Origin of the sequence: Pseudanabaena sp. FACHB-1998, assembly GCF_014696355.1 — a bacterium.
Classification (GTDB): Bacteria; Cyanobacteriota; Cyanobacteriia; order Pseudanabaenales; family Pseudanabaenaceae; genus Pseudanabaena.
This window is the reverse complement of the sequence record NZ_JACJQA010000031.1, coordinates 99425-119859: the sequence shown is the minus strand read 5'-3', so window position 1 is coordinate 119859 and position 20435 is coordinate 99425. Positions and strand designations below refer to the sequence as shown.

Here is a 20435-nt window from a genome sequence, read left to right as displayed (position 1 = left end):
AGGAACAAAACCATGAAATTTAATCTTCTAGCTGGCCTTACTCTAGTATTGGTGAGTAATTCTATTGCTGGAGTAAAAGCAGAAACAATTACCCCTTCCAGTTGTGGAGGGCGCGATAAATGTCCAGCAATAGTCCCTCATCAGGAAGTTCTTAAACCAATAACTCCTGTAAAAAGTTTGGCAATAGTTGAAAGCGTAAAGTTACCAGAAGGAAAAATCTCCACGGTAGCCGCCTTAACCACACCCCCACAAGGCAAAGCAGTTAGCCTCAATATCGCTCCCAATGAGATCGCCCAATTCCTGCCACCTACAGATAGTAATGGGAATCGCATCTTTCGTTCTAACCGTTCGGGACCCAGTTACTTTGGTGTCGGTCTCAATTTTGGTCTTATAGGTGGTGGTAATTTAGGCGATCGCAGTTTAGTAATTTTGAGCAAACTTGGGGTGACGGAAACCCTGTCTGTCCGTCCTAGCGTGTATTTGCTGGGAGATTTTGTAAGTATCCTAATTCCTGTAACTTACGAATTTGAACCTCAACGATCTTTTGGAGACTTCAAATTCTCTCCCTATTTGGGTGGTGGTCTCGCAATTGATGCAGGTTCTAATAGTAGCTATGGGCCATTAATTACAGCAGGTGTGGATATTCCTCTATCATCTGTCTTCACCATTAATGTAGCGGCTAATCTCGCATTCCTCAATAGTGCCAATTTAGGCATTGTCGTTGGCGTTGGGTATAACTTTTAGCTCACAATAAAGGATTTTGGCTAGGAAGGTTTTACCAGAGCTGCCATGAGTTTTACACCCAATAAAAAAGAGTGGCGACGCAAAGTGTCGCTACTCTTTTTTATTGGATAATACCAAATGAAGAAATGGCTACGCCATTTCTTCATTTGGTATTACAAGATCGTAAGGGGATCGACATCGATCGCTACTCTCACCGCCTTAGAATTAACTAGCATTCGTAGTTCCTCTAAGCTAGGAACATTTAGCAAAACTTCGGGCATAAACTTTAATAAAATCTGCCAGCGATAACGATTAGCAACCTTGGCGATCGTGGCAGGTGTAGCGCCTAAAATATCCCAGTCATTTTCCAATTCCCGCAAATATTCCGCTAACTCATGCGCCGCCTTTTCCACTGTTTCCGCATTCTCACTACTAAGATGAATCAATACCATTTGTCCCTTGGGTGGATAGCACAACGCCTCACGCATTTCTAATTCCGTTTGCATAAATTCCTCAAGGCGATAGCTTTGTACCGCTTGCATCGCAGGATGTTCAGGCGTATAGGTTTGCATGATCACCTTCCCATCTTCTTCACCCCGACCCGCCCGACCTGCCACTTGGAGCAGAGTTTGGGCGGCTCTTTCTCCTGCCCGATAATCGGAAAAGTTCAATAAGCCATCGGCGGATACAACGCCCACTAATGTAACTTGCGGAATATCTAAACCCTTAGTTAACATCTGGGTTCCCACTAGCAAATCTGCCTCTCCTGCTCGAAACTGATCGATTAAGAGGCGATGCTGATCTTTATTGCGGGTGGTATCACTATCAAAGCGAATAAGGCGAATATTTGGGAAAAGTTTTGACAGTTCCTGCTCAACTTTTTGCGTACCGCTACCAAAATGCTTGAAATAGGGAGAACCACATTCAGGGCAGGACTTAGGCTGAATTAGGGTGTAGTTGCAATAATGACAACGCAAATGGGCGGATTTGGGCTGATGGGCAGTGGGTGAGAGGGGATCGTGATAGGAGAGAGACACATCACAATTAGGACATTCGGCAACATAGCCACAGGAACGGCAGGAAACGAAGGTACTATAGCCGCGCCGATGGATGAAGAGAATTCCTTGCTGCTTTGCTTCCAGCATTTCCGCGATCGCCTGTTGCAATTTATGGCTCAGGATTGAATAATTTCCCTCCTTAAATTCATGGCGCATATCTACAACTTCAATCGGTGGCATGGACTTATTGCCAATGCGATTAGGAAGTTCTAGATAGATTAAATCTTGCTCTTGCTGAGCAAAGAGCATCTCGGCGGAAGGGGTTGCGGAACCCATAACAAGTGGGACATGCTCAAATTGCGATCGCCATTGGGCGACAGTCCGCGCATGGTAACAGGGCTGGGGCTGATCCTGCTTAAAGCTATTGTCATGCTCCTCATCCATCACGATTAAACCTAAATTTGCGAGGGGTGCAAATACCGCCGATCGCGTGCCAATTACCACTTGAGATTCGCCTGTGAGCATTAAGCGCCATGTGTCAAAGCGTTCCCCTTCCGATAGCTGACTGTGATATACATTCACCTTCGCATCACCAAATCTCGCCCGAAAGCGATCGGTTAATTGTGGTGTTAAGCCAATTTCAGGGACTAGCACTAGCGCTGACTTGCCCGCTTCCAGTATGGGCGCGATCGCTTGCAGATAGACTTCTGTTTTGCCTGAGCCTGTCACCCCATGCAACAAAAATTGGCTAGCCGCTTGATTGGCGATCGCCTTTAAAATTTGTTGTAGGGCAACATCTTGATCTGGAGTCAGGGATTTGGGGCGATCACGAGTGACTGTATGGCTTTTTCCGCCTAAGCGCAAAATTTCTCTTTTAGAAATTACCACATAACCCTTATTTGCGAGGCTTTGTATCACCGAAGCGGAAGTCTTGGCAAGCTTATATAACTGGGTTTTGCCACATTCGCCGCCTTGGTGCTGCAAAATAGTTAAAACTTCTATCTGTTTAGGTGTAATTTCACTATCGGGAACCTTGATTAATACGACCATATCTTCGTACTTAGGTTGGGGGCGATTTGGCAATTCCAGAACAGTTTCAATCCAATCTAATTTATGTAATTCCTTTAATCCTGAACTCGTATAACGCCCTAATTTTTGATGGATATAACGACGGCTAATCCCTTTGCTATTACCTTTATGCTCTTGCAGAAAATCCCAAGCCATTTGCGCGGCTTTGGGTAAGGGCTGAAGATTCGTTTGCAGATCTTCCTGTGTACTTTTAATTTTGATCCGATAATGGGACTGGTCTAAAAGCTTAGGTGGTAAAGCAGTTTTCACCGTTTGCATGATCGGAGTTCGATAATAAGCTGCCGTTTTTGTTAATAGGTTCCAATAGGTCTTGGGGAAAATCCCTGAACTAACTACAGCACTAATAGATTTTATTTCCGTTTCGCTTTCATTAATTTGGGAAGTATCGGAAATTTGCAGAGCGATCGCCCCCACTTGACGACTTCCTAAAGGCACACTAAGAATATCGCCAACTTGAATTTCCATATCTTCGGGTATGCGATAGGTCAGCAAGTCATCTATGCCAATACAATCAACAATGACGCTGACAAAGCGATCGCGCAAAAGATCGACTGGGCGATCATTAATATTCCCGAAATCAAATAGTTCCATATTGTCAATATTTTGCCCAAGGGTAGGCGATATTATAGCTGTATTAGAAAAGAGGAGTTGAGGCGCGAAGCGCCTCAACTCCTCTTCTGGTTTTAAATCCGAATGGGCTTCTTGGAGAGATCATTTTGCAAATGATCGTGATTTTGAATTAGAAAATCTAAAGCCTTCTTAAAATATTGACCATTGTTTGACTGAAAGGCAATTTTTGATAAATCAGTCTTAATAACTCGTTGCTGCATTTCTTCGCGAAAGTCGGAGTTATTAATTAACTTTAAAGTTAATTGGGTATATTCAGTGGGAGTCTTGGCTACGAGTTCCCCTAGTCCGAGATTTTTCATCAGCCTTGCCCCTGCGCGACTATACCAACGCTTGCCTTCAAAGACAACCGAAGGCTTTTGTAAATAAAGTCCATCTACAATTACATTAAAGCCACCAAAATGGTAAGAATCAAGACATAGATCCCCTTCTTCCATAATTGACATATATTTGGCGTAGGGCATATAGGGATAGACCCGCACATTTTCGGCTCCCAATATTTGTTCGATGTCTTTACTAAAAGGAATAAAATCATTTTTGCGAATCAAAGCTCCACCTGCAAAAAAGCGAAACATAATCGATGTTTTCGCTTCTTGAGCGATTTTCTTGAGCAGCACTAAGAGTGGATAATTAACCTTTTGAGCATACCAAGGACAATTAATGATTAGCTGTTTTGCCTCTAGATTGCTTGGTTCGGCCAGAGAAACTTGTTTTTTGAACTGCGGCTCGTAGTTGGGGCGATTATTGACTGCGCCTAATCCTGTTAAGAGAACTAATCGCTCCGAATAATTTACTTCAGCATTCCGACTGACTTCCGCATCGGCTCCACTAATAAAGTAATCAATTTCACTACCAAAAGTACTGACAGGATGACCTAAACCGCAAATCTGAATCGGCGCAATGCGAAGGTTTGACAGAAAAATACTTTCCGATATCATCCCTATATCTGGATAATAAATGGCGAAGAAGTCGTTGTTCTGAATGCTGCTGATATCAATATTTCCATTTTGAAATTGCAGATATTTGACCTCTTGGAAATATTGAGTATCAATAGCCAATTGCCGATCGCCAATGTGAATCAAGGTTAAGTCATAACTATCCTTGAGAGCCGCAATACATTCGGAAAGAATACGATAGACGGAATGTTGAGGAAACCAAAAGCCTGAAACGATCGCAATCTTACGAGGATTAGGCTGATTGGCGATCGCGATACTCTGAATAAGCTGGCTATTTTTGAGGGACTGATTAATTTTGGCTTTGAGCAGGCGATCGTTATCGCCATCAACGTAGGTTGCCCCAAAATAAAGATCGTCGATTTTATAAAAACTAGTTAAGCGATCGTCATCATAAAGCAGGTGTTCGCGCAGATTTTGATAGACGATCCGATTTACTAAGCCCGAACGATAGATCTCTAAATAATGGCAATACCAAAGGCTTGCTAGTTCGGGACTCGCATCAAAAAAAGCTTTACGCTCAAACTGAAATATATTTCTTGCCGAACATAGGGTCAAGATTTTGGCATAGTTATGGGGCTGGAGCTTTAATAATTCGAGATAGGGATCTGTCGTTTTAAAGTCCGAGATCGCGACCAGATTTGAGATAGTTAAGTTTAATTGGATAAATTGCGATACATAGCGATCGCCTAAGACATAATCGGGCTGAGTAAAAATATATAGAAAGTTTTTGACAAAGGCATTGATAAAGTAGCTGGATTCAGGAGTAAGCCCTAGATAGGTGGTTTGATCAAAATGTTCAAGTATGCTAATCAGCTTTTCGGATAATATGTCGTAGTTTTTGGCAAGATAGTCTTGCAGAATCTCAAAATAATTAAATTGGGGATTTGGAGGATTCTGGGATTTCATACTTAATTTGCTAGATAAGTTCAAGAGTCAGCGGTTCGGGGCAAAGCCTTGTATTACCAATTCTTGGCGGAAAAGGGAGTATCTAAATTATGGATTTATTATGAATTTAAATGGTTACAGCTATACATAGATTTAAGTTCATTTACTAAATAGCCACTCACTTACCATCGCAGAATTAGGGGTGCGGCGATTCGCGCCGCACCCCTAATTGAAGAGTTGCGGCACTTCGCGCTGCAACTCTTCAATTAGGGGTTTAATTAAGTATCCCGCCCTAATACCGCAGCCCTTGTGTGTTGAGGTATTAGGGCGTTGGATAGGGCAAATCCTTGGGAGAAATTCTTTGGCGAGGTGGTGTGATTAGCATTAAGGGATCGCCGATCGCTGTGACTTTCCAAGGCGAAGACTGGTATTGCCGCGCCGCCACTAAAAAAGGGACTGCATCTAAAAGGCGCGATACGATCGTACTGGGTGGCACAAAGGCTTGGAGATATGGCTCATTGACACTACCAACATAGGCATAAGCGCCATTGGCAAGCCAACGACCTGCGATCGTCTGTGCATCGTCAGGAGTCACCGCCGACCAACTGTGGATAAAGTGGATCGCTGTAGGAGTTTGCCATTTAGGAATATCTGGGACTTGCGCCTCACTGCCATTGACGGTAAAAGCGCTAGGACTACCAGAGGAATTAACAAACAATAAATCGCTGGCAAGGCGATCGCTTTCGCGCCATTGTTTTAATTCAGCATTAGGAGTAGCGAATAATTTCGTTTTGATCCCCACTTTTTCTAATTTAGCGGCGGCAGGCTTCAGGGCATAAAAATACCAAGGCGACTCATTCGTATAAGTGTCGAACATTAGAGCCGTTTGGTAATCAAGAAAGATCGAACACATGGCTTGGTAAATACTTCGTTCGAGGGAGCCAAAAATCCATCCCGCGATCGCCCAGCGACTCCTATCAGGATTACGTGCTAATCCATCGGTTACCGCAAAATCTTCCTTCGCTTTTACCGCAGGTCGATACTTAACTGCCATTTGACGAGCGATCGTAATTGTATCGATCGCATCTCCTAGTTTTTTGTAGCCATAGCCAGTCTGCGCGATTTTATCTTCCACTGCACTGCGGAGGATTTGCCAGCGAGAGAACTCTAAGCTATCGTTGGGCTGTCCAAAATCGGTGTCTAAAAAGGTGAGAGGTTGCCCCCAAGCCGCCGCCAAGGCTACCGCCGCAGGAGCCGCAGGATCATTTAGGGAAGTAATCACCACTCCCGCAGGAATCCAGCCTAATTTTTGCCAATGATTTGCTAGCAATTTATATTCTGGAACTCCCCAAGTTTTCGCAACGGTATCTAGCAAATCACCTTCACTAGTTATTCGTTTCTCCGCAGCAGGAAGTGCATTAACAGAAGGTAGACGAATTACTTCCGCAGGCTGAAAGCGCCGAATAAACATCGGTGCGTATTGCGAGTCATCCATGAGAATTGGGAAACGTCCTTGCAAATTCCAAGTTTGCAAAGCTTTTAAAAAGGTGGCGCGATCAGGAACTAAAACTACGCGATCAACTGTGGGCAATCGAGAACGCAGTTTTACCATGCGTAAGCCAATTAAATTCGCCCAAGGCTCATTGCCGAAGTTGTCAGAAAATTTAAAAGTATGTTGAAGATTGTTATTACTTTGGATCTGCGAAGAGGAACCTTGCAACGATAGGATCAGGGAAATTAGCAATAACAGCCAGACTGACCAACGTAGCGATCGCCGCCATTTACTTTTACGCTTTTTTCGATGTCGCGATCGCCTCAAATTTCCACTCCCGAAAATATGAACTATCAGTAATTTACATTGCACTGAACAAGTTATGATAGTAAATGGTCAAAATTACAATTTTTACTTTTTTATCTAAAGTCTCGCCAATAACATCATGATGCGTAGCAACTATTGCGGTCACCTCAATGCCAAACATATCGGACAAACAGTTAGCTTGTGCGGTTGGATCGATCGCAGACGGGATCATGGTGGTGTGATCTTTTTAGATTTGCGCGATCGCACAGGAATCTTGCAAATCGTCAGTGATCCCCAACGCACTCCTCAATCCTATGATCTTGCAGGGGAAATGCGAAATGAATATGTAGTCAGAATCATCGGAAAAGTTTCTAAGCGTCCTGACGAGTCACTTAATCCTAAACTTGCCACTGGGGAAGTGGAAATCTATGCTGAATCTATTGAATTGTTGAATGCGGTCAATAAGCCTTTGCCTTTTTTGGTTTCGGAAGCAGACACAGTCAAAGAAGAATTGCGCTTTAAGTATCGCTATCTCGATATGCGAGGTGATCGCCTTGCCAAAAATCTCAAACTCAGATTTGAAGTGGTCAAAAGCATTCGCCGATTCCTTGAGGATGAGTATGGCTTTATGGAAGTGGAAACTCCCATCCTTTGTAAATCCACCCCTGAAGGAGCGCGAGATTATCTCGTACCGAGCAGAGTCAATGCTGGTCAATGGTATGCCCTACCCCAATCTCCCCAATTGTTTAAGCAATTGCTGATGGTAGGCGGCTGCGATCGCTATTATCAAATAGCCAGATGTTTCCGCGATGAAGATCTTCGCGCTGATCGCCAACCTGAATTTACCCAATTAGACATGGAAATGAGTTTCATGTCTCAAGAAGAAATTATTGAGCTAAATGAGAATCTCATCCGTTATATTTTCAAAACTGTTAAAGGTGTAGAACTTGGTGATTTCCCGCGACTCACCTATGCAGAGTCAATGGATCGCTATGGTTGCGATCGCCCTGATACTCGCTTTGGAATGGAACTGGTAAACGTCACTGACTTGTTCGCCAATTCGGGATTTAAAGTATTTGCCAACACCGTGGCAAGTGGCGGCATCATCAAAGTTTTACCTGTAATCGGTGGTGATGAAGCAATTTCTAATACCCGCATCAAACCCGGTGGAGATTTATCGAATCTCGTTGCCCAATACGGTGCGAAGGGCTTAGCCTTTATTCGGGTACGCGAAGATGGTGTGATTGATACCATCGGCGCTCTGAAGGATAGTATTACCGAAGAAGTCAAAAAGGAACTACTCGAACGCACAGGCGCAACCGCAGGCTCGATCCTATTATTTGGTGCGGGTGAAAAGGCGATCGTCAATGAATCGCTCTATCGCCTACGTCTCGCTCTGGGGCATGAGTTGGGATTAATCGATCATGACAAGCTCAACTTCGTCTGGATTACTGACTTCCCGATGTTTGAGTGGAATGCCGACGAGAAAAGATTGGAAGCTCTCCACCATCCTTTCACTTCGCCTCGTCCCGAAGATATTGCTGATGGAAAACCCATTGATGTCAATACGATCGCCCAAGCCTATGACCTCGTCCTCAATGGCACAGAAATTGGTGGTGGTAGCGTGCGTATTTACAAGCGCGATGTCCAAGAGAAGGTTTTTGCCGCGATCGGGCTAACCGATGAACAGGCAAAAGAGAAGTTTGGCTTCCTTTTAGAAGCTTTTGAATATGGAACTCCGCCTCATGGTGGATTAGCCTTTGGACTCGATCGCTTGGTAATGCTAATTTCTGGAGCCGACTCGATCCGCGATGTGATTGCCTTCCCTAAAACCCAGCAAGCCCGTGACTTGTTGACCGATGCTCCCTCCAGCGTGGATGACTCGCAATTAAAAGAGCTACACGTTAAGTTGTCACTCCCTCCCGCTAAAAACTAATAAAACCAAAGAATCAGCTATGCGGTGCGAAGCACCGCATAGCTGATTCTTTGGTTTTAAGGTCTATTTTTAGGCTGTAACTAAAATATAAGGTGAGCAATGCTCACCTTATATTTTAGTTACAGTAAATCAGGACGACGTTGTTTTGTTCTTAAAATTTGTTGCTCCTTTCTCCATTCGGCAATCAGTTTATGATTTCCCGATCGCAAAATTTCGGGAACTTCCCAACCGCGAAAAACGGGTGGTCTGGTATATTGTGGATAATCTAACAATCCATCTTCAAAACTTTCAAACTTAAGCGAATCTTCCTTCCCAACTGTCCCCGGGCGCAAGCGCACCACTCCATTAATTAGCGCCAGAGCAGGAATCTCGCCACAGGTCAGCACAAAATCTCCAAGGGAAACTTCACGAGTTACTAAATGGTCGCATACCCGCTCATCCACACCTTCGTAACTTCCACAAATAAGAACTAGCTGATCGTAGTTCGCTAATTCCTTAAACATTGCTTGCTTCATTGGCTCCCCCTGCGGAGTCATATAGATAATTTCCCGCTTAGGTAAAATTGGCAGTGATTCAACCGCCGCAAAAATAGGATCAGGTTTCATCAACATTCCCACACCGCCACCGTAAGGTTCATCATCTACGCGATGGTGCTTATCGGTGGTGAAATCTCTGGGATTAGTGAGATGTACCTCCGCAATTTGATTAGCGATCGCCTTCCCTAGCAAACTTGTCTGCAATGGCGAAGTAAAAAATTCAGGAAAGAGGGTAACAATATCTATACGCATAAATAAATTTTACCCGAACCAATGCTATTTTTTGAAAGTCTCACTGAGTGAGACTTTCAAAAAATAGCATTGGTGTATTTATATGTTGCCTGTATCTGAAGTCGAAGCAATAATTTTAAATTTAGTAAAACCCTTTAATCCTGAAATTGATAGTGAAAATTTACCCTTATCTCAAGCGCTAAACCGAATTCTTGCTGAAGATATTAAAAGTGAATTGGACTTTCCCCATTGGGATAACTCAGCAATGGATGGCTATGCTTTGAATTATGACGACATTACGGATGTGCAAGACTTGCAAAATTTTAAATTAGCGATCGCCTCCGAAGATATTCCCGCAGGAAAGGCGATCGCCCAGTCTTTAAAACAAGGTGAATGTGTCCGAATTTTTACAGGGGGAATGTTGCCAAAGGGTGCTGACACCGTAATTATGCAGGAAGATACTGAGCGCATAGAGAATTTGTTAAAGCTTAAAATTAAACCCACTCAAGGAGAATATGTTCGCCGCCAAGGTGAATTTATTAAAGCTGGCACAACTCTCCTTAAAGCAGGTACAAAAATTGGAGCCACGGAAATTGGAGCTTTAGCTTCCGCAAGATGTCAGGAAATCAAAGTTTATCGTCAGCCAAAAGTCGCACTTATTTCTACAGGTCAAGAGTTAGTCAGCCTCGAAAATTCAGAAGCCCTTCAATCTGGTCAAATCATTGATTCCAATGTATACGCATTATCCGCCCTAGTCCAACAAGTAGGAGCGATCGCCATTCCCTATGGAACTGTCCAAGATGATCAAGAAATTCTAGAAAAAATCATGGAACAGGCTATTCATAACGCCGATATTGTCATTTCATCGGGCGGAGTTTCGGTCGGTGATTATGATTATATAGATGAAATATTAGAAAAAATGGGAGCCGATATCCATGTTCGGTCGGTAGCGATTAAACCCGGAAAACCTCTCACCGTTGCTTCTTTCACTTCTATTCACATTGTGAATAGAAGTGAGGATAGAATTCTCTATTTTGGAGTACCTGGAAATCCTGTTTCCGCAATGATGAGCTTCTGGCGGTTTATTCGGGGGGCGATCGCCAAGTTAAATGGAGCTAATGAAATATATTGGCATCCTCAATTCATCCAAGCCATTACTACAGAGGATTTACACGCTCAAGGTAGACGGGAAACCTATTTGTGGGGGAAACTCAATTATATAAAGGGAATTCCCACCTTTCAGCCTACTCATAACTACAGTTCAGGCAATTTAATTAGTGCGATCGGCACAAATGCGATCGCGATACTGCGAGTCAATCAAACCTATGTTCCTGCTGGCGATGAAGCCCTCATCATGCTTATCTAAATGCTTTAAGAGAGTACGCCCAGCTACTTATAGCGGTAATCACTTGCAATTAAGCGAGTTGCGGCGCAAAGTGTCAGAACTCGTCTTCTGGTTTTGTGTCCTAACAAGAATGAGAACAGCTATGGATGTATAATCTAGATGTTATAAAAATATGAAAGTAATAGTAGTTTGTAAAACTTATTTTTACATTATTTACAACTTTTAGTAGTCTTGGAATAGACTAAGTGGGCTACGAGAGAAATTAAGTAATTTACTAGTTCCTTTAATCTGTGTGCAGTTGACAACTATCGGTATCAAGCACATGTATGCAAAGTTCTCATCTTATGTGTTGGGCATATCTATTCGCCGCTTACATCGTTGAGGATGTCTGCGGTATGCCATTAGATTCCAACCATCTCACTAACGAAAATATTCTCACGCTGCTAAAAGCCTATAGGATTTCCCCCAGTGAAAACCTACAGGAAAAGCTTATCGAAGTTTACATGGGGTTAATCCGTGAAACAATTTCTAATTTGCCAATTTCTTTAATTAATCAAACTAGAGTTGCTGATCGCCGTTCTAAAGATCGTCCTGTGATCAATGAGCGTCGAGTCACGAATATAAGAACAGGAGAACGCCGTGAAAGCGATCGCGAACTCATCGAAATCGGTAAGCAAGGCTTAAAAAAAGCCCTCCTCCAATTTAATCCTGAGCAAGATACAAATTTTTCAGAATTCGCCCGTTCTCACATCCATCAACACCTCCATAATTTTTTGCAAAGACAAGAGCTAGACAATCGCAATCAGCCGACTCAGTCCGATGAGGTAGATTCTCAAATCACGCTCACCCGCAAACAAGAAACCCTCGAAATTTTGCAAGCCTATCGGGCGAAGCCATCGATTAAGCTCCGCAATCAACTCGTTAATCTGAATATCGGACTAGTCCGCCGCGAAGCTTATCACTGGACACATCAATGCCAAGAAAGTTTTGAAGACTTAATGCAGGTAGGCTCGATTGGGTTAATTAATGCGATCGAAAGATTTGATGTCAGCAAGGGCAATGCTTTCAGTTCCTTTGCCGTGCCATATATTAAGGGGGAAATCCAACATTATTTACGTGATAAAAGTCCAACGGTCAGAATGCCTCGCGCATGGCTAACCACCTATAACCAAGGCTGCAAAATTATTCGCAACAAACGGACAGAGATGGGGCGCGAACCATCTAGCCAAGAAATAGCCGATGAATTGGGAATTAGTGTAAATGAATGGTATGACATCAAACTCGCCTGTCAAAACCGATCGCCTATTAGTCTCGATACCCCCATCGATCAAAGCGAAGATAGCTCAACTTCTATCGGCGATCTGGTCACCGATCAAAAATATCAAAGTTTTCAACTAGCCCAAGAAGACAATCTGCGTTTACAGCAAGCTCTCGATTTATTAGAAGATCGTACCCGTGAAGTGGTGGAGTTTGTATTTTTAAAGGAATTTACCCATCGCGAAGTTGCTGAAACACTGGGGATTAGTGCTGTCACGGTTTCACGACAACTTAAAAAAGGATTAATTGCCCTCAAAAAGATTTTGGCTACACCGATTGAATGATTGCTCTCTACTATCAAGAACAAGGGGCTTAAGCCCCTTGCCTATGCCTACCATAAAAAAGCGATCGCTAGTAGCGATCGCTTTTTTATGGAATCAAATCTTTCGCAACGCGAAAGTATTTAAATTAGATAGCAGTAGTTGCTTGAACTCTAGCGCGAGCCATCCGCAAAGCTTGTTCAGCTTGAATCTTGCCTTGCTTATCTTCAGCTTTAACACCAGCCAAAGCTTGCTCAGCTTCATCAAGTTTTTTGCGGGCTTCTTCAGCATTGATTTCGCTGCCTAATTCGCCACTACGCACCAAAACGGTTACTTCGTTTTCTTCAACCTCGGCGAAACCACCTGTTAAGGCGATCGCAGACCAAGCTTTATCTTTACGAAAACGTAACACGCCTGTTTCGAGTGCCGAAATCAGAGGGGCGTGATCGGTCAAAATACCCAATTGCCCTGTGGAACTAGGTAAAATCACTTCCTCTGCAACAGTGTCCAGAAGAGTTTGATCTGGCGAAATTACTTTTACAGTTAGGGTCATGATATTTAGTTACCAGCCTTTAGCTTTGCTGCTTTTTCGATCGCTTCTTCGATGTTGCCAACGAGATAGAAAGCTTGCTCAGGTAGCTCATCGAGTTCACCCTTAAGGATCATGTCAAAGCCCTTGATGCTTTCTTCGAGAGTGACATACTTACCAGGAGAACCAGTAAATACTTCAGCAACGAAGAAGGGCTGAGACAAGAAACGCTCGATCTTACGGGCGCGGGCTACAGCCAACTTGTCATCTTCAGAGAGTTCATCTAGACCCAAAATGGCGATGATATCTTGAAGCTCTTTGTAACGTTGCAGAATTGCCTGTACGCCACGAGCTACACGATAATGCTCTTCGCTGACGATCCCTGGTTGCAACATGGTCGAAGAGGAATCAAGGGGGTCAACCGCAGGATAAATCCCCTTAGAAGCCAAGCCACGGGACAACACGGTGGTTGCATCCAAGTGAGCAAAGGTAGTTGCAGGAGCAGGGTCAGTCAAGTCATCGGCAGGTACATATACCGCTTGCACAGAGGTGATTGAACCTTCATTTGTGGAGGTAATGCGCTCTTGCAAAGCACCCATGTCTGTCGCTAGGGTTGGCTGATAGCCTACGGCTGATGGCATCCGACCAAGCAGAGCGGATACTTCCGAACCAGCTTGAGTAAAGCGGAAAATATTGTCGATGAACAACAATACGTCTTGCTTGGAGACATCACGGAAATATTCCGCCATAGTCAAAGCCGTTAGACCGACACGCATACGCGCACCAGGTGGCTCATTCATCTGACCGTAAACGAGAGCGAGGTACTGAAGTACGCCCGATTCTTTCATTTCGTTGTAGAGGTCATTACCTTCGCGGGTACGTTCGCCTACACCACCAAACACCGACACACCAGAGTGCTTTTTGGCGATGTTGTTAATTAATTCTTGGATTAATACAGTTTTGCCTACACCAGCACCACCGAATAGACCAATTTTGCCACCACGACGATAGGGAGCAAGAAGGTCAATTACCTTAATGCCCGTTTCAAAGGTGCTGGGTTTGGTTTCTAAGCTAGTGAATGCAGGAGATGGGCGGTGAATTGGGAATTTTTCTTCGGTAGTAACAGGACCTAATTCATCAATAGGTTCGCCTAATACGTTGAAGATACGACCAAGGGTGTTAGGACCAACAGGAACCGTAATCGGTGCGCCTGTATCGGTTACATCCATACCTCTAACGATGCCGTCAGTGGTACTCATTGCAACTGCACGAACTTGGTTATCGCCTAATAATTGTTGTACTTCACAGGTGACATTAATGACTTGTCCTGCGGAGTTTTTGCCAGTTACGACAACGGCGTTATAAATTTCGGGGATTTTGCCACTGGGGAATTCGGCATCGACCACAGGACCGATGATCTTGGTGATGCGCCCGACGGATACTTTCTCTGCGGTTGTTACCATGCTTGCTGTTTACTCCAGCCTCTTAACTCAGAATCTAAAAAATTTGCAATGAAATGACGTGCAAAGAGATATATGCAAGAAAATGCAATACATCAATTTCAAACTATGGGATTTAAACTTTGAGTTTAATCAATAGTCTGATTATTTACACTTACATATAAAGCTAACCGCTTCTCAAAATATCATTTAATGGCTATCGAATGATCGTTGGTTTACTGAAAACGATTAGATTTTCTGCTATGGATAAATTAGTTTTGTATATTGCTACTAGCTTAGATGGCTATGTGGCGCGTAATTCTGGTGAGGTTGATTGGCTTTTTACCGATCAAGACTATGGTTATGAGGATTTTTATGGTTCGATCGATCGCCTCATCATGGGGCGCAATACCTATGAGCAGATCCAGTCTTGGGGCGATTATCCTTATCCCGATAAAGTAGGTTTTGTATTTTCTGGGACTATTCAAAGCGATCGCGACGAAAATGTCACTTTTGTATCTAGTGATTTAGTCGGCTTTGTTAAGGATCTAAAAAAGCAAGGAGGTAAAGATATTTGGTTAGTCGGTGGTGCAGCGATCGCCAAGCCCTGCCTAGAAAATAATCTGATTGATAAATTTATCCTGTCAATCCATCCGATCATTTTGGGAGAGGGTATCCCTTTGTTTACGTCACCTTTACCCACCTTGAATTTAGTGCTAGAGCAGTCTCAATCTTTCAATACAGGATTAGTGCAGCTTACTTACTCCGTTGCTAAGTAGAGGTAAGAGCGGCGCTTCGCGCCGCTCTTACCATTATTATGGTGCACGCGCAGCGTGCGTCATAAATTTTGGGTTTTTATATTTAATTGCACTCAGATCTTTATAGGCTTCAATGATGCTTATTCTTTTGATGCGAAGGATCTTGATTTTTTATTTTTTAATTGATAGAAAATGTTGTATAGCAAAGTAAGTTTTGCTTAAGACATAAAACCCAAAAAGCGAGTTACGGCGCGAAGCGCCGCAACTCGCTTTTTGGGTTTTGGTTTGTACTGGCTAACTCTTGCTTTGCTGTATATCAATACTTTTAGCAACTTCTTATCCAATATTATTTTGTAATTTTATTCAAAAAATTTGTATGAAAATTAACTTGCTATCAAGTTAAGGAAGTGTCAAAATGGTGTTGTTTAGAATCAGCAAAAACTTGTCCTGCTGATTCTAATAAAATCCTTGTTATTACTGGCTAAAATGACTATGCTCGGTAAAACTCTGACTGGGCGCTACAAAATCGTCAAACAACTTGGCGGCGGCGGCTTTAGCCAAACATTCATTGCTGAAGATAGATATTTACCAGATCGCCCCTCTTGTGTTATTAAGCAGCTTAAACCCGCTTCTTCGCAGGAAGATATATTAGAAATTTCGCGAGAGCTATTTGATAAAGAGGCTAAGGTACTCTATCGACTAGGTAAGCATGATTGTATTCCTAGTTTATTAGCTCACTTTGAAGAAGATGAAGAGTTTTTTCTCGCTCAAGAATTAATTGAAGGCGATGTTTTAACACAAGAAATTAGACGTGGACAGTGCTTGGGAGAGCAGTACACGATTGATTTTTTGACGGATATTTTAGCAACTCTTAATTTTGTCCATAGCCAGCAAGTCATTCATCGCGATATTAAGCCTAGTAATCTCATTCGCCGAGCTAGCGATCGCCGTATCGTCCTGATTGATTTTGGTGCAGTCAAAGAGGTCAGCACTCAGCCCATTAGCCAGTTAGGGCATACTTCTAGCCTTGTTATCGGTTCCCCAGGCTATATGCCCAACGAGCAATATAGCGGCAAAACTATGTATGCCAGTGATATCTATGCCGTGGGAATCATCGCTGTCCAAGCCTTAATTGGTTTACCTCCTAATCAAATTCCTGAAGATCCTATAACCAGTGAATTTAATTGGCACGATCTGGCTAAAGTCACCCCAACCTTGGCAAACGTAATCGATAAAATGGTGCGTTATGATTTTCGGCAACGCTATCAAACCGCCCATGAGGTTCTCGAAGCTTTACAACCTTTATTAACGCGATCGCTAGCTCAAACAGTTTTTAGTGCAGTTACCCCTTCTCTTCCCTCTGAAGAGATTCAATCAATACAACCCTCATCAGATACTGCCAGCAATTCTCCAAATCCAGTTCTCAGTCAATTTGAGATTTTGTTGCAAGATGTATCTGATGATCTAGAAATGAGTGAAGATCCTGTAAGGGCTAAAAAATTAATTTGTTTAGTATGCACAGGCATTTTAGAGAATGACCTGAATCGTTTGAATAATTTTAGTTTCGTGGAATTACTTCAAGATTTACATCAACAATATCCAACTATTGACGCGATTAAAGAGAATTTAGTTAAAGCTGTCAAAACTATAGCTGTTCAGAAACAAAAACAATATTTAATAGTTGCCAAAATTGTTTTTAATACAGTTTCCAAACTTTATCCATCAACGAAATCTGAGCCTGTAGAAGCTATTAGTTCTTCCCAATTTAATCATAATGCGGCTAATTCTTCGGCTCAGGCTACCCCACAGATCGCCTATTCGGTTAGTCATTTGGTGATTAATGCTGGCTCCGCCCAACTGGTAGCTCCTCTGGATACTTCGCAATCCAGTAATTCTAATAAAACTTCTGAAGTTTTATTAGAAGAAACTCCTCCAGAAGTTCCCTTTGTATCGGAGCCGCAATTCAACTTTAGTCAAGATGAATTGTCTTTACTCGATCCCTATCCCACTGAGGATAATGATCCTGACAATATCTATGCATGGGTTGCCCATGATATTGATACGGATGCTCAGCAAATGCGCCTCAAAAAGCTTTTGTTATATACCTATCAAGATGTTTGGGAGAATGATCCACGCCAGTTAAATAGTATTGATTGGGTGGCTTTATTAAAAGAGTTGGTTTCTTTTATGCCAACCTTTTCGCAACTGCTAGCTTTAGTTAAGGAGTCTGTGCAACGGGTTTCCAAGCCGCAGGAATATAGCGCGATCGCCAATTTATTGCTTTCCAAGTTAGAACGTCTATATTCTGAAGGTTTTGAGGAGATAGATCCTTCTATTAACTCAAATAGTTCTACTAACGGTTTTAATACTCAACCGAATGATCAGTATGCACAACCAGTTAATGTCCAGATTGATCGCAAGGTTCCCTTTGACCATAAAATTGCTAGCGATCTGTTTGATCTGAGAATGGAACTTTTACGATTTAGCAATCCGATGCGATCAAAGATTTTGCTGTTTTCCGTACTCTATTACCCCTTTGATGCTGAACGTGATAACTGGCAAGACCTTCACACTCATGCCATTGATGGACTGCTGCGACAATTATTTTATGCATTTCCGACTTTTGCCAAAGTTGAGAATATAGTTTGGCAAACGGCGCGATCGCTAAATGAAGCTAATGACTATCAGCAGTCAGCTAGTTATATTCTCCAAGTGATCCAGACTCTATACGAGCAGCTTGAAGCTAAATCAATGCGTCACCCTGCTGAAGGTAGTCTATCGCCTTCGGGAGATACGGACTTCACTCAGCCTAGTGCGATCATTAGCAATAGTGATGACGATGAAACTTGCCAATTTTTATAAGCTAAAAGATTTTTGATATGGAAGCACTTACTTCTCAAGATATTCTCCGTCGTTATGCTAAAGGCGATCGCGACTTTAGTGGCGCAAATCTCACGGGCATTAAACTGAGTGGCGCAAATCTCAATCGCACTGACTGGCTAGATGTAAATTTCTCTAAAGCCTATTTGAATAGTACCGTCTTCACCTTTGCCTGTTTGACTCGCGCCAATTTACGAGGAGCCTTAATGGTAGGCGCTCATTTATGTGGAGCTAATCTCAATCAAGCCAGTTTGAGCAATACCAATTTATCCAATGCCGATCTTCATGGTGCAAGCCTCCAAGGCGCAACTCTCTTTGGCGCAAACCTAAGTCTGGCAAACTTAATGGATACCAATTTGATAGATGCTGATATGCGAACGGTGAACTTAAGTGGCGCAAACTTAAGTGGAGCCTGTATGCGGGGAGCCAATCTCCGACAAGAACGTGCTGTTGGCGATCAGCATGACATAGATGCAAGTCGTAAAAAACGGAGTACGGCTAGCCTGAATGGCGCGATTCTCTGTGGGGCGGATCTGCGGGGTGCTAATTTATCGGGAGCCGATTTGCATAAAGCCGATCTTAGGGGAGCTAATTTGCAAGAAGCGACTTTGAGTGGCGCGAATCTTAGTGAAGCCAAACTCAATAATGCCAATATGTTAGGAATATTTCTGACAGAGGCAAATCTCAGTGGTGCTACACTTTCAGGCTCGGTTTTAGATAATGCTAAGCTGGAACGCGCCATTTTGATCGATGCTGATCTTAATGGCGTTTCGTTGCGAAGTGCAGTCATGGCAGATGTTAAGGCGAGTCGAGTCAAAATGCAGTTAACGGATCTGACCGATGTAAAACTGTCGCGAGCCGATCTCAGTCGCGCCGATCTGAGTGGTGCTGTAATGATTCGCGCTAACCTAATTGAAGCCTATCTGGCTCGCACTAATCTCACAAATGTCGATCTAACGGATGCCATTCTCAATCGTGCGGAATTAAGTAGCGCTAATCTGGTGGGTGCAATTCTCAAAGGGGCAACCCTTCCCGATGGCAAAGTTCAAAGATAAGTCAGAATTAGAGGTGCTTTGTAGGCAAATGGAAGTAAGAAACTTACAGCAATTACCAAATAAACAAGTTGAATAAGTGCGTCCCCCTAAAACTTTTGATAGTGCCGCGAAGCCCCACTATTAAAAGTTTCCAAAATCTAGTGTTAAATCCTATCAATTTAATTAGGCTGTATGAAGAGAAAAAATCAAAAATTATTAAATAATTTAAGTCAAATATCTTTATTTCTTATTTTAATTGCGATCGCTACTTTAACGGTGTTTCCTTTGCTGTGGCTAGTAAGTACTGCCTTTAAGTCCCCTAGCGAAAATATTTTCCAAACCGTACCGCAATTATTGCCAGCCCAGCCCACCTTTGACAATTTCATTAAGGTCTGGAAAAATTCTCGATTCGATTTGTATTTATGGAATAGCTTTTTTGTTTCGGGAATTACGGTAATTTTAAATTTATTATTCTGCTCTCTCGCGGCCTTTCCCCTTGCGAGATTAGATTTTAAAGGACGCGATCCGATTTTTTGGGCAATTGTGGGAACTACAATGATTCCTTTTCAAATTACGATGATTCCTCTTTATATTTTGGCAGTGAACTTAAATCTCAAAAATACTTACACGGGCTTGATTTTTCCCTATGTGATTTCTGCGTTTGGCATTTTTTTATTGCGTCAAGCCTTTCAAAGTGTGCCGAAGGAAATGGAAGAGGCGGCACGGATGGACGGATGCTCTAGTATGGGGATTTGGTGGCATGTGATGCTACCTGCGGCGCGTCCTGCCTTGACCACGTTGGCAGTATTTACCTTTGTGGCGATGTGGGGAGATTTCTTGTGGCCCCTAGCGATCGTTGACAAAGCCGAACTTTATACATTGCCGAGGGGAATTGCTAGTTTGGCTAGTGCTTTTTCGGAGGATTGGCGCTTGATTGCCGCAGGTTCGGTGATTTCGATGTTGCCTGTATTTATAGTTTTTATATTCCTCCAACGCTATATCATTCCCACAGAAGCAAGTATTGGGGTAAAAGGATAAGGTAGGCGGCTAAGCCACCCACCTTTATCATAAAAATGGCGACACGAAGTGCCGCC

At 42.9% G+C, this 20435-nt stretch carries 15 protein-coding genes; 9 read left to right on the top strand and 6 right to left on the bottom strand.

What is annotated here, in order from left to right; translation table 11 throughout:
• Positions 1 to 12 precede the first annotated feature (12 nt).
• Positions 13 to 744, top strand: a complete 732-nt coding sequence (locus H6F42_RS13740) for a hypothetical protein (protein WP_190399935.1) — start codon at positions 13 to 15, stop codon at positions 742 to 744.
• 152 nt (positions 745 to 896) lie between these two features.
• Here H6F42_RS13740 and priA read toward each other — a convergent pair whose 3' ends face one another.
• From priA to H6F42_RS13725, 3 genes are all read right to left on the bottom strand, one after another.
• Entirely contained in the window at positions 897 to 3401 is a 2505-nt protein-coding gene (gene priA / locus H6F42_RS13735; RefSeq protein ID WP_190399934.1) for a primosomal protein N', read from the bottom strand.
• A 92-nt stretch (positions 3402 to 3493) separates the two neighbouring features.
• Entirely contained in the window at positions 3494 to 5299 is a 1806-nt protein-coding gene (locus H6F42_RS13730; protein ID WP_190399933.1) for a hypothetical protein, read from the bottom strand.
• Between the two features lie 301 nt (positions 5300 to 5600).
• Positions 5601 to 7142 (bottom strand): hypothetical protein, encoded by a 1542-nt coding sequence (locus H6F42_RS13725; RefSeq protein WP_190399932.1) that lies wholly within the window; start codon positions 7140 to 7142, stop codon positions 5601 to 5603.
• A 76-nt stretch (positions 7143 to 7218) separates the two neighbouring features.
• Here H6F42_RS13725 and aspS point away from each other — a divergent pair, with 76 nt between their 5' ends.
• Positions 7219 to 9012 carry an aspartate--tRNA ligase gene (gene aspS / locus H6F42_RS13720; RefSeq protein WP_190399945.1) on the top strand — a complete coding sequence of 598 codons (1794 nt, stop codon included), beginning with the start codon at positions 7219 to 7221 and terminating at the stop codon, positions 9010 to 9012.
• 119 nt (positions 9013 to 9131) lie between these two features.
• On the opposite strand, the gene trmD is transcribed toward aspS, so the two are convergent.
• A complete protein-coding gene (trmD, locus tag H6F42_RS13715; RefSeq protein WP_190399931.1) occupies positions 9132 to 9800 on the bottom strand; it encodes a tRNA (guanosine(37)-N1)-methyltransferase TrmD in 669 nt (222 codons plus the stop codon).
• A gap of 82 nt (positions 9801 to 9882) precedes the next feature.
• On the opposite strand from trmD, the gene glp reads away from it, so the two are divergent.
• From glp to H6F42_RS22140, 3 genes are all read left to right on the top strand, one after another.
• A complete protein-coding gene (gene glp / locus H6F42_RS13710; RefSeq protein WP_190399930.1) occupies positions 9883 to 11145 on the top strand; it encodes a gephyrin-like molybdotransferase Glp in 1263 nt (420 codons plus the stop codon).
• A 305-nt stretch (positions 11146 to 11450) separates the two neighbouring features.
• A complete protein-coding gene (locus H6F42_RS22320) occupies positions 11451 to 12725 on the top strand; it encodes an RNA polymerase sigma factor SigF (protein WP_347272311.1) in 1275 nt (424 codons plus the stop codon).
• On the top strand, positions 12726 to 12848 hold the full coding sequence (locus H6F42_RS22140) for a hypothetical protein (RefSeq protein WP_277873870.1): 123 nt from the start codon (positions 12726 to 12728) through the stop codon (positions 12846 to 12848).
• 1 nt (position 12849) lies between these two features.
• On the opposite strand, the gene atpC is transcribed toward H6F42_RS22140, so the two are convergent.
• Together atpC and atpD are read right to left on the bottom strand one after the other, a co-directional pair.
• On the bottom strand, positions 12850 to 13254 hold the full coding sequence (gene atpC / locus H6F42_RS13700) for an ATP synthase F1 subunit epsilon (RefSeq protein WP_190399929.1): 405 nt from the start codon (positions 13252 to 13254) through the stop codon (positions 12850 to 12852).
• Positions 13255 to 13259: 5 nt separating this feature from the next.
• The gene (atpD, locus tag H6F42_RS13695) at positions 13260 to 14693 is read right to left on the bottom strand and encodes a F0F1 ATP synthase subunit beta (protein ID WP_190399928.1); all 1434 of its coding nucleotides are present in this window, start codon (positions 14691 to 14693) and stop codon (positions 13260 to 13262) included.
• A gap of 239 nt (positions 14694 to 14932) precedes the next feature.
• Between atpD and H6F42_RS13690 the strand changes: the two genes are divergently transcribed.
• From H6F42_RS13690 to H6F42_RS13675, 4 genes are all read left to right on the top strand, one after another.
• Complete coding sequence (locus H6F42_RS13690; RefSeq protein ID WP_190399927.1) at positions 14933 to 15448, top strand: dihydrofolate reductase family protein; 516 nt, start codon at positions 14933 to 14935, stop codon at positions 15446 to 15448.
• Between the two features lie 471 nt (positions 15449 to 15919).
• Positions 15920 to 18289, top strand: coding sequence for a serine/threonine-protein kinase (locus tag H6F42_RS13685; RefSeq protein WP_190399926.1), 2370 nt, complete (start codon positions 15920 to 15922; stop codon positions 18287 to 18289).
• A 17-nt stretch (positions 18290 to 18306) separates the two neighbouring features.
• The gene (locus tag H6F42_RS13680) at positions 18307 to 19362 is read left to right on the top strand and encodes a pentapeptide repeat-containing protein (RefSeq protein WP_190399925.1); all 1056 of its coding nucleotides are present in this window, start codon (positions 18307 to 18309) and stop codon (positions 19360 to 19362) included.
• Between the two features lie 171 nt (positions 19363 to 19533).
• Positions 19534 to 20379, top strand: coding sequence for a carbohydrate ABC transporter permease (locus H6F42_RS13675; protein ID WP_190399924.1), 846 nt, complete (start codon positions 19534 to 19536; stop codon positions 20377 to 20379).
• Positions 20380 to 20435 lie beyond the last annotated feature (56 nt).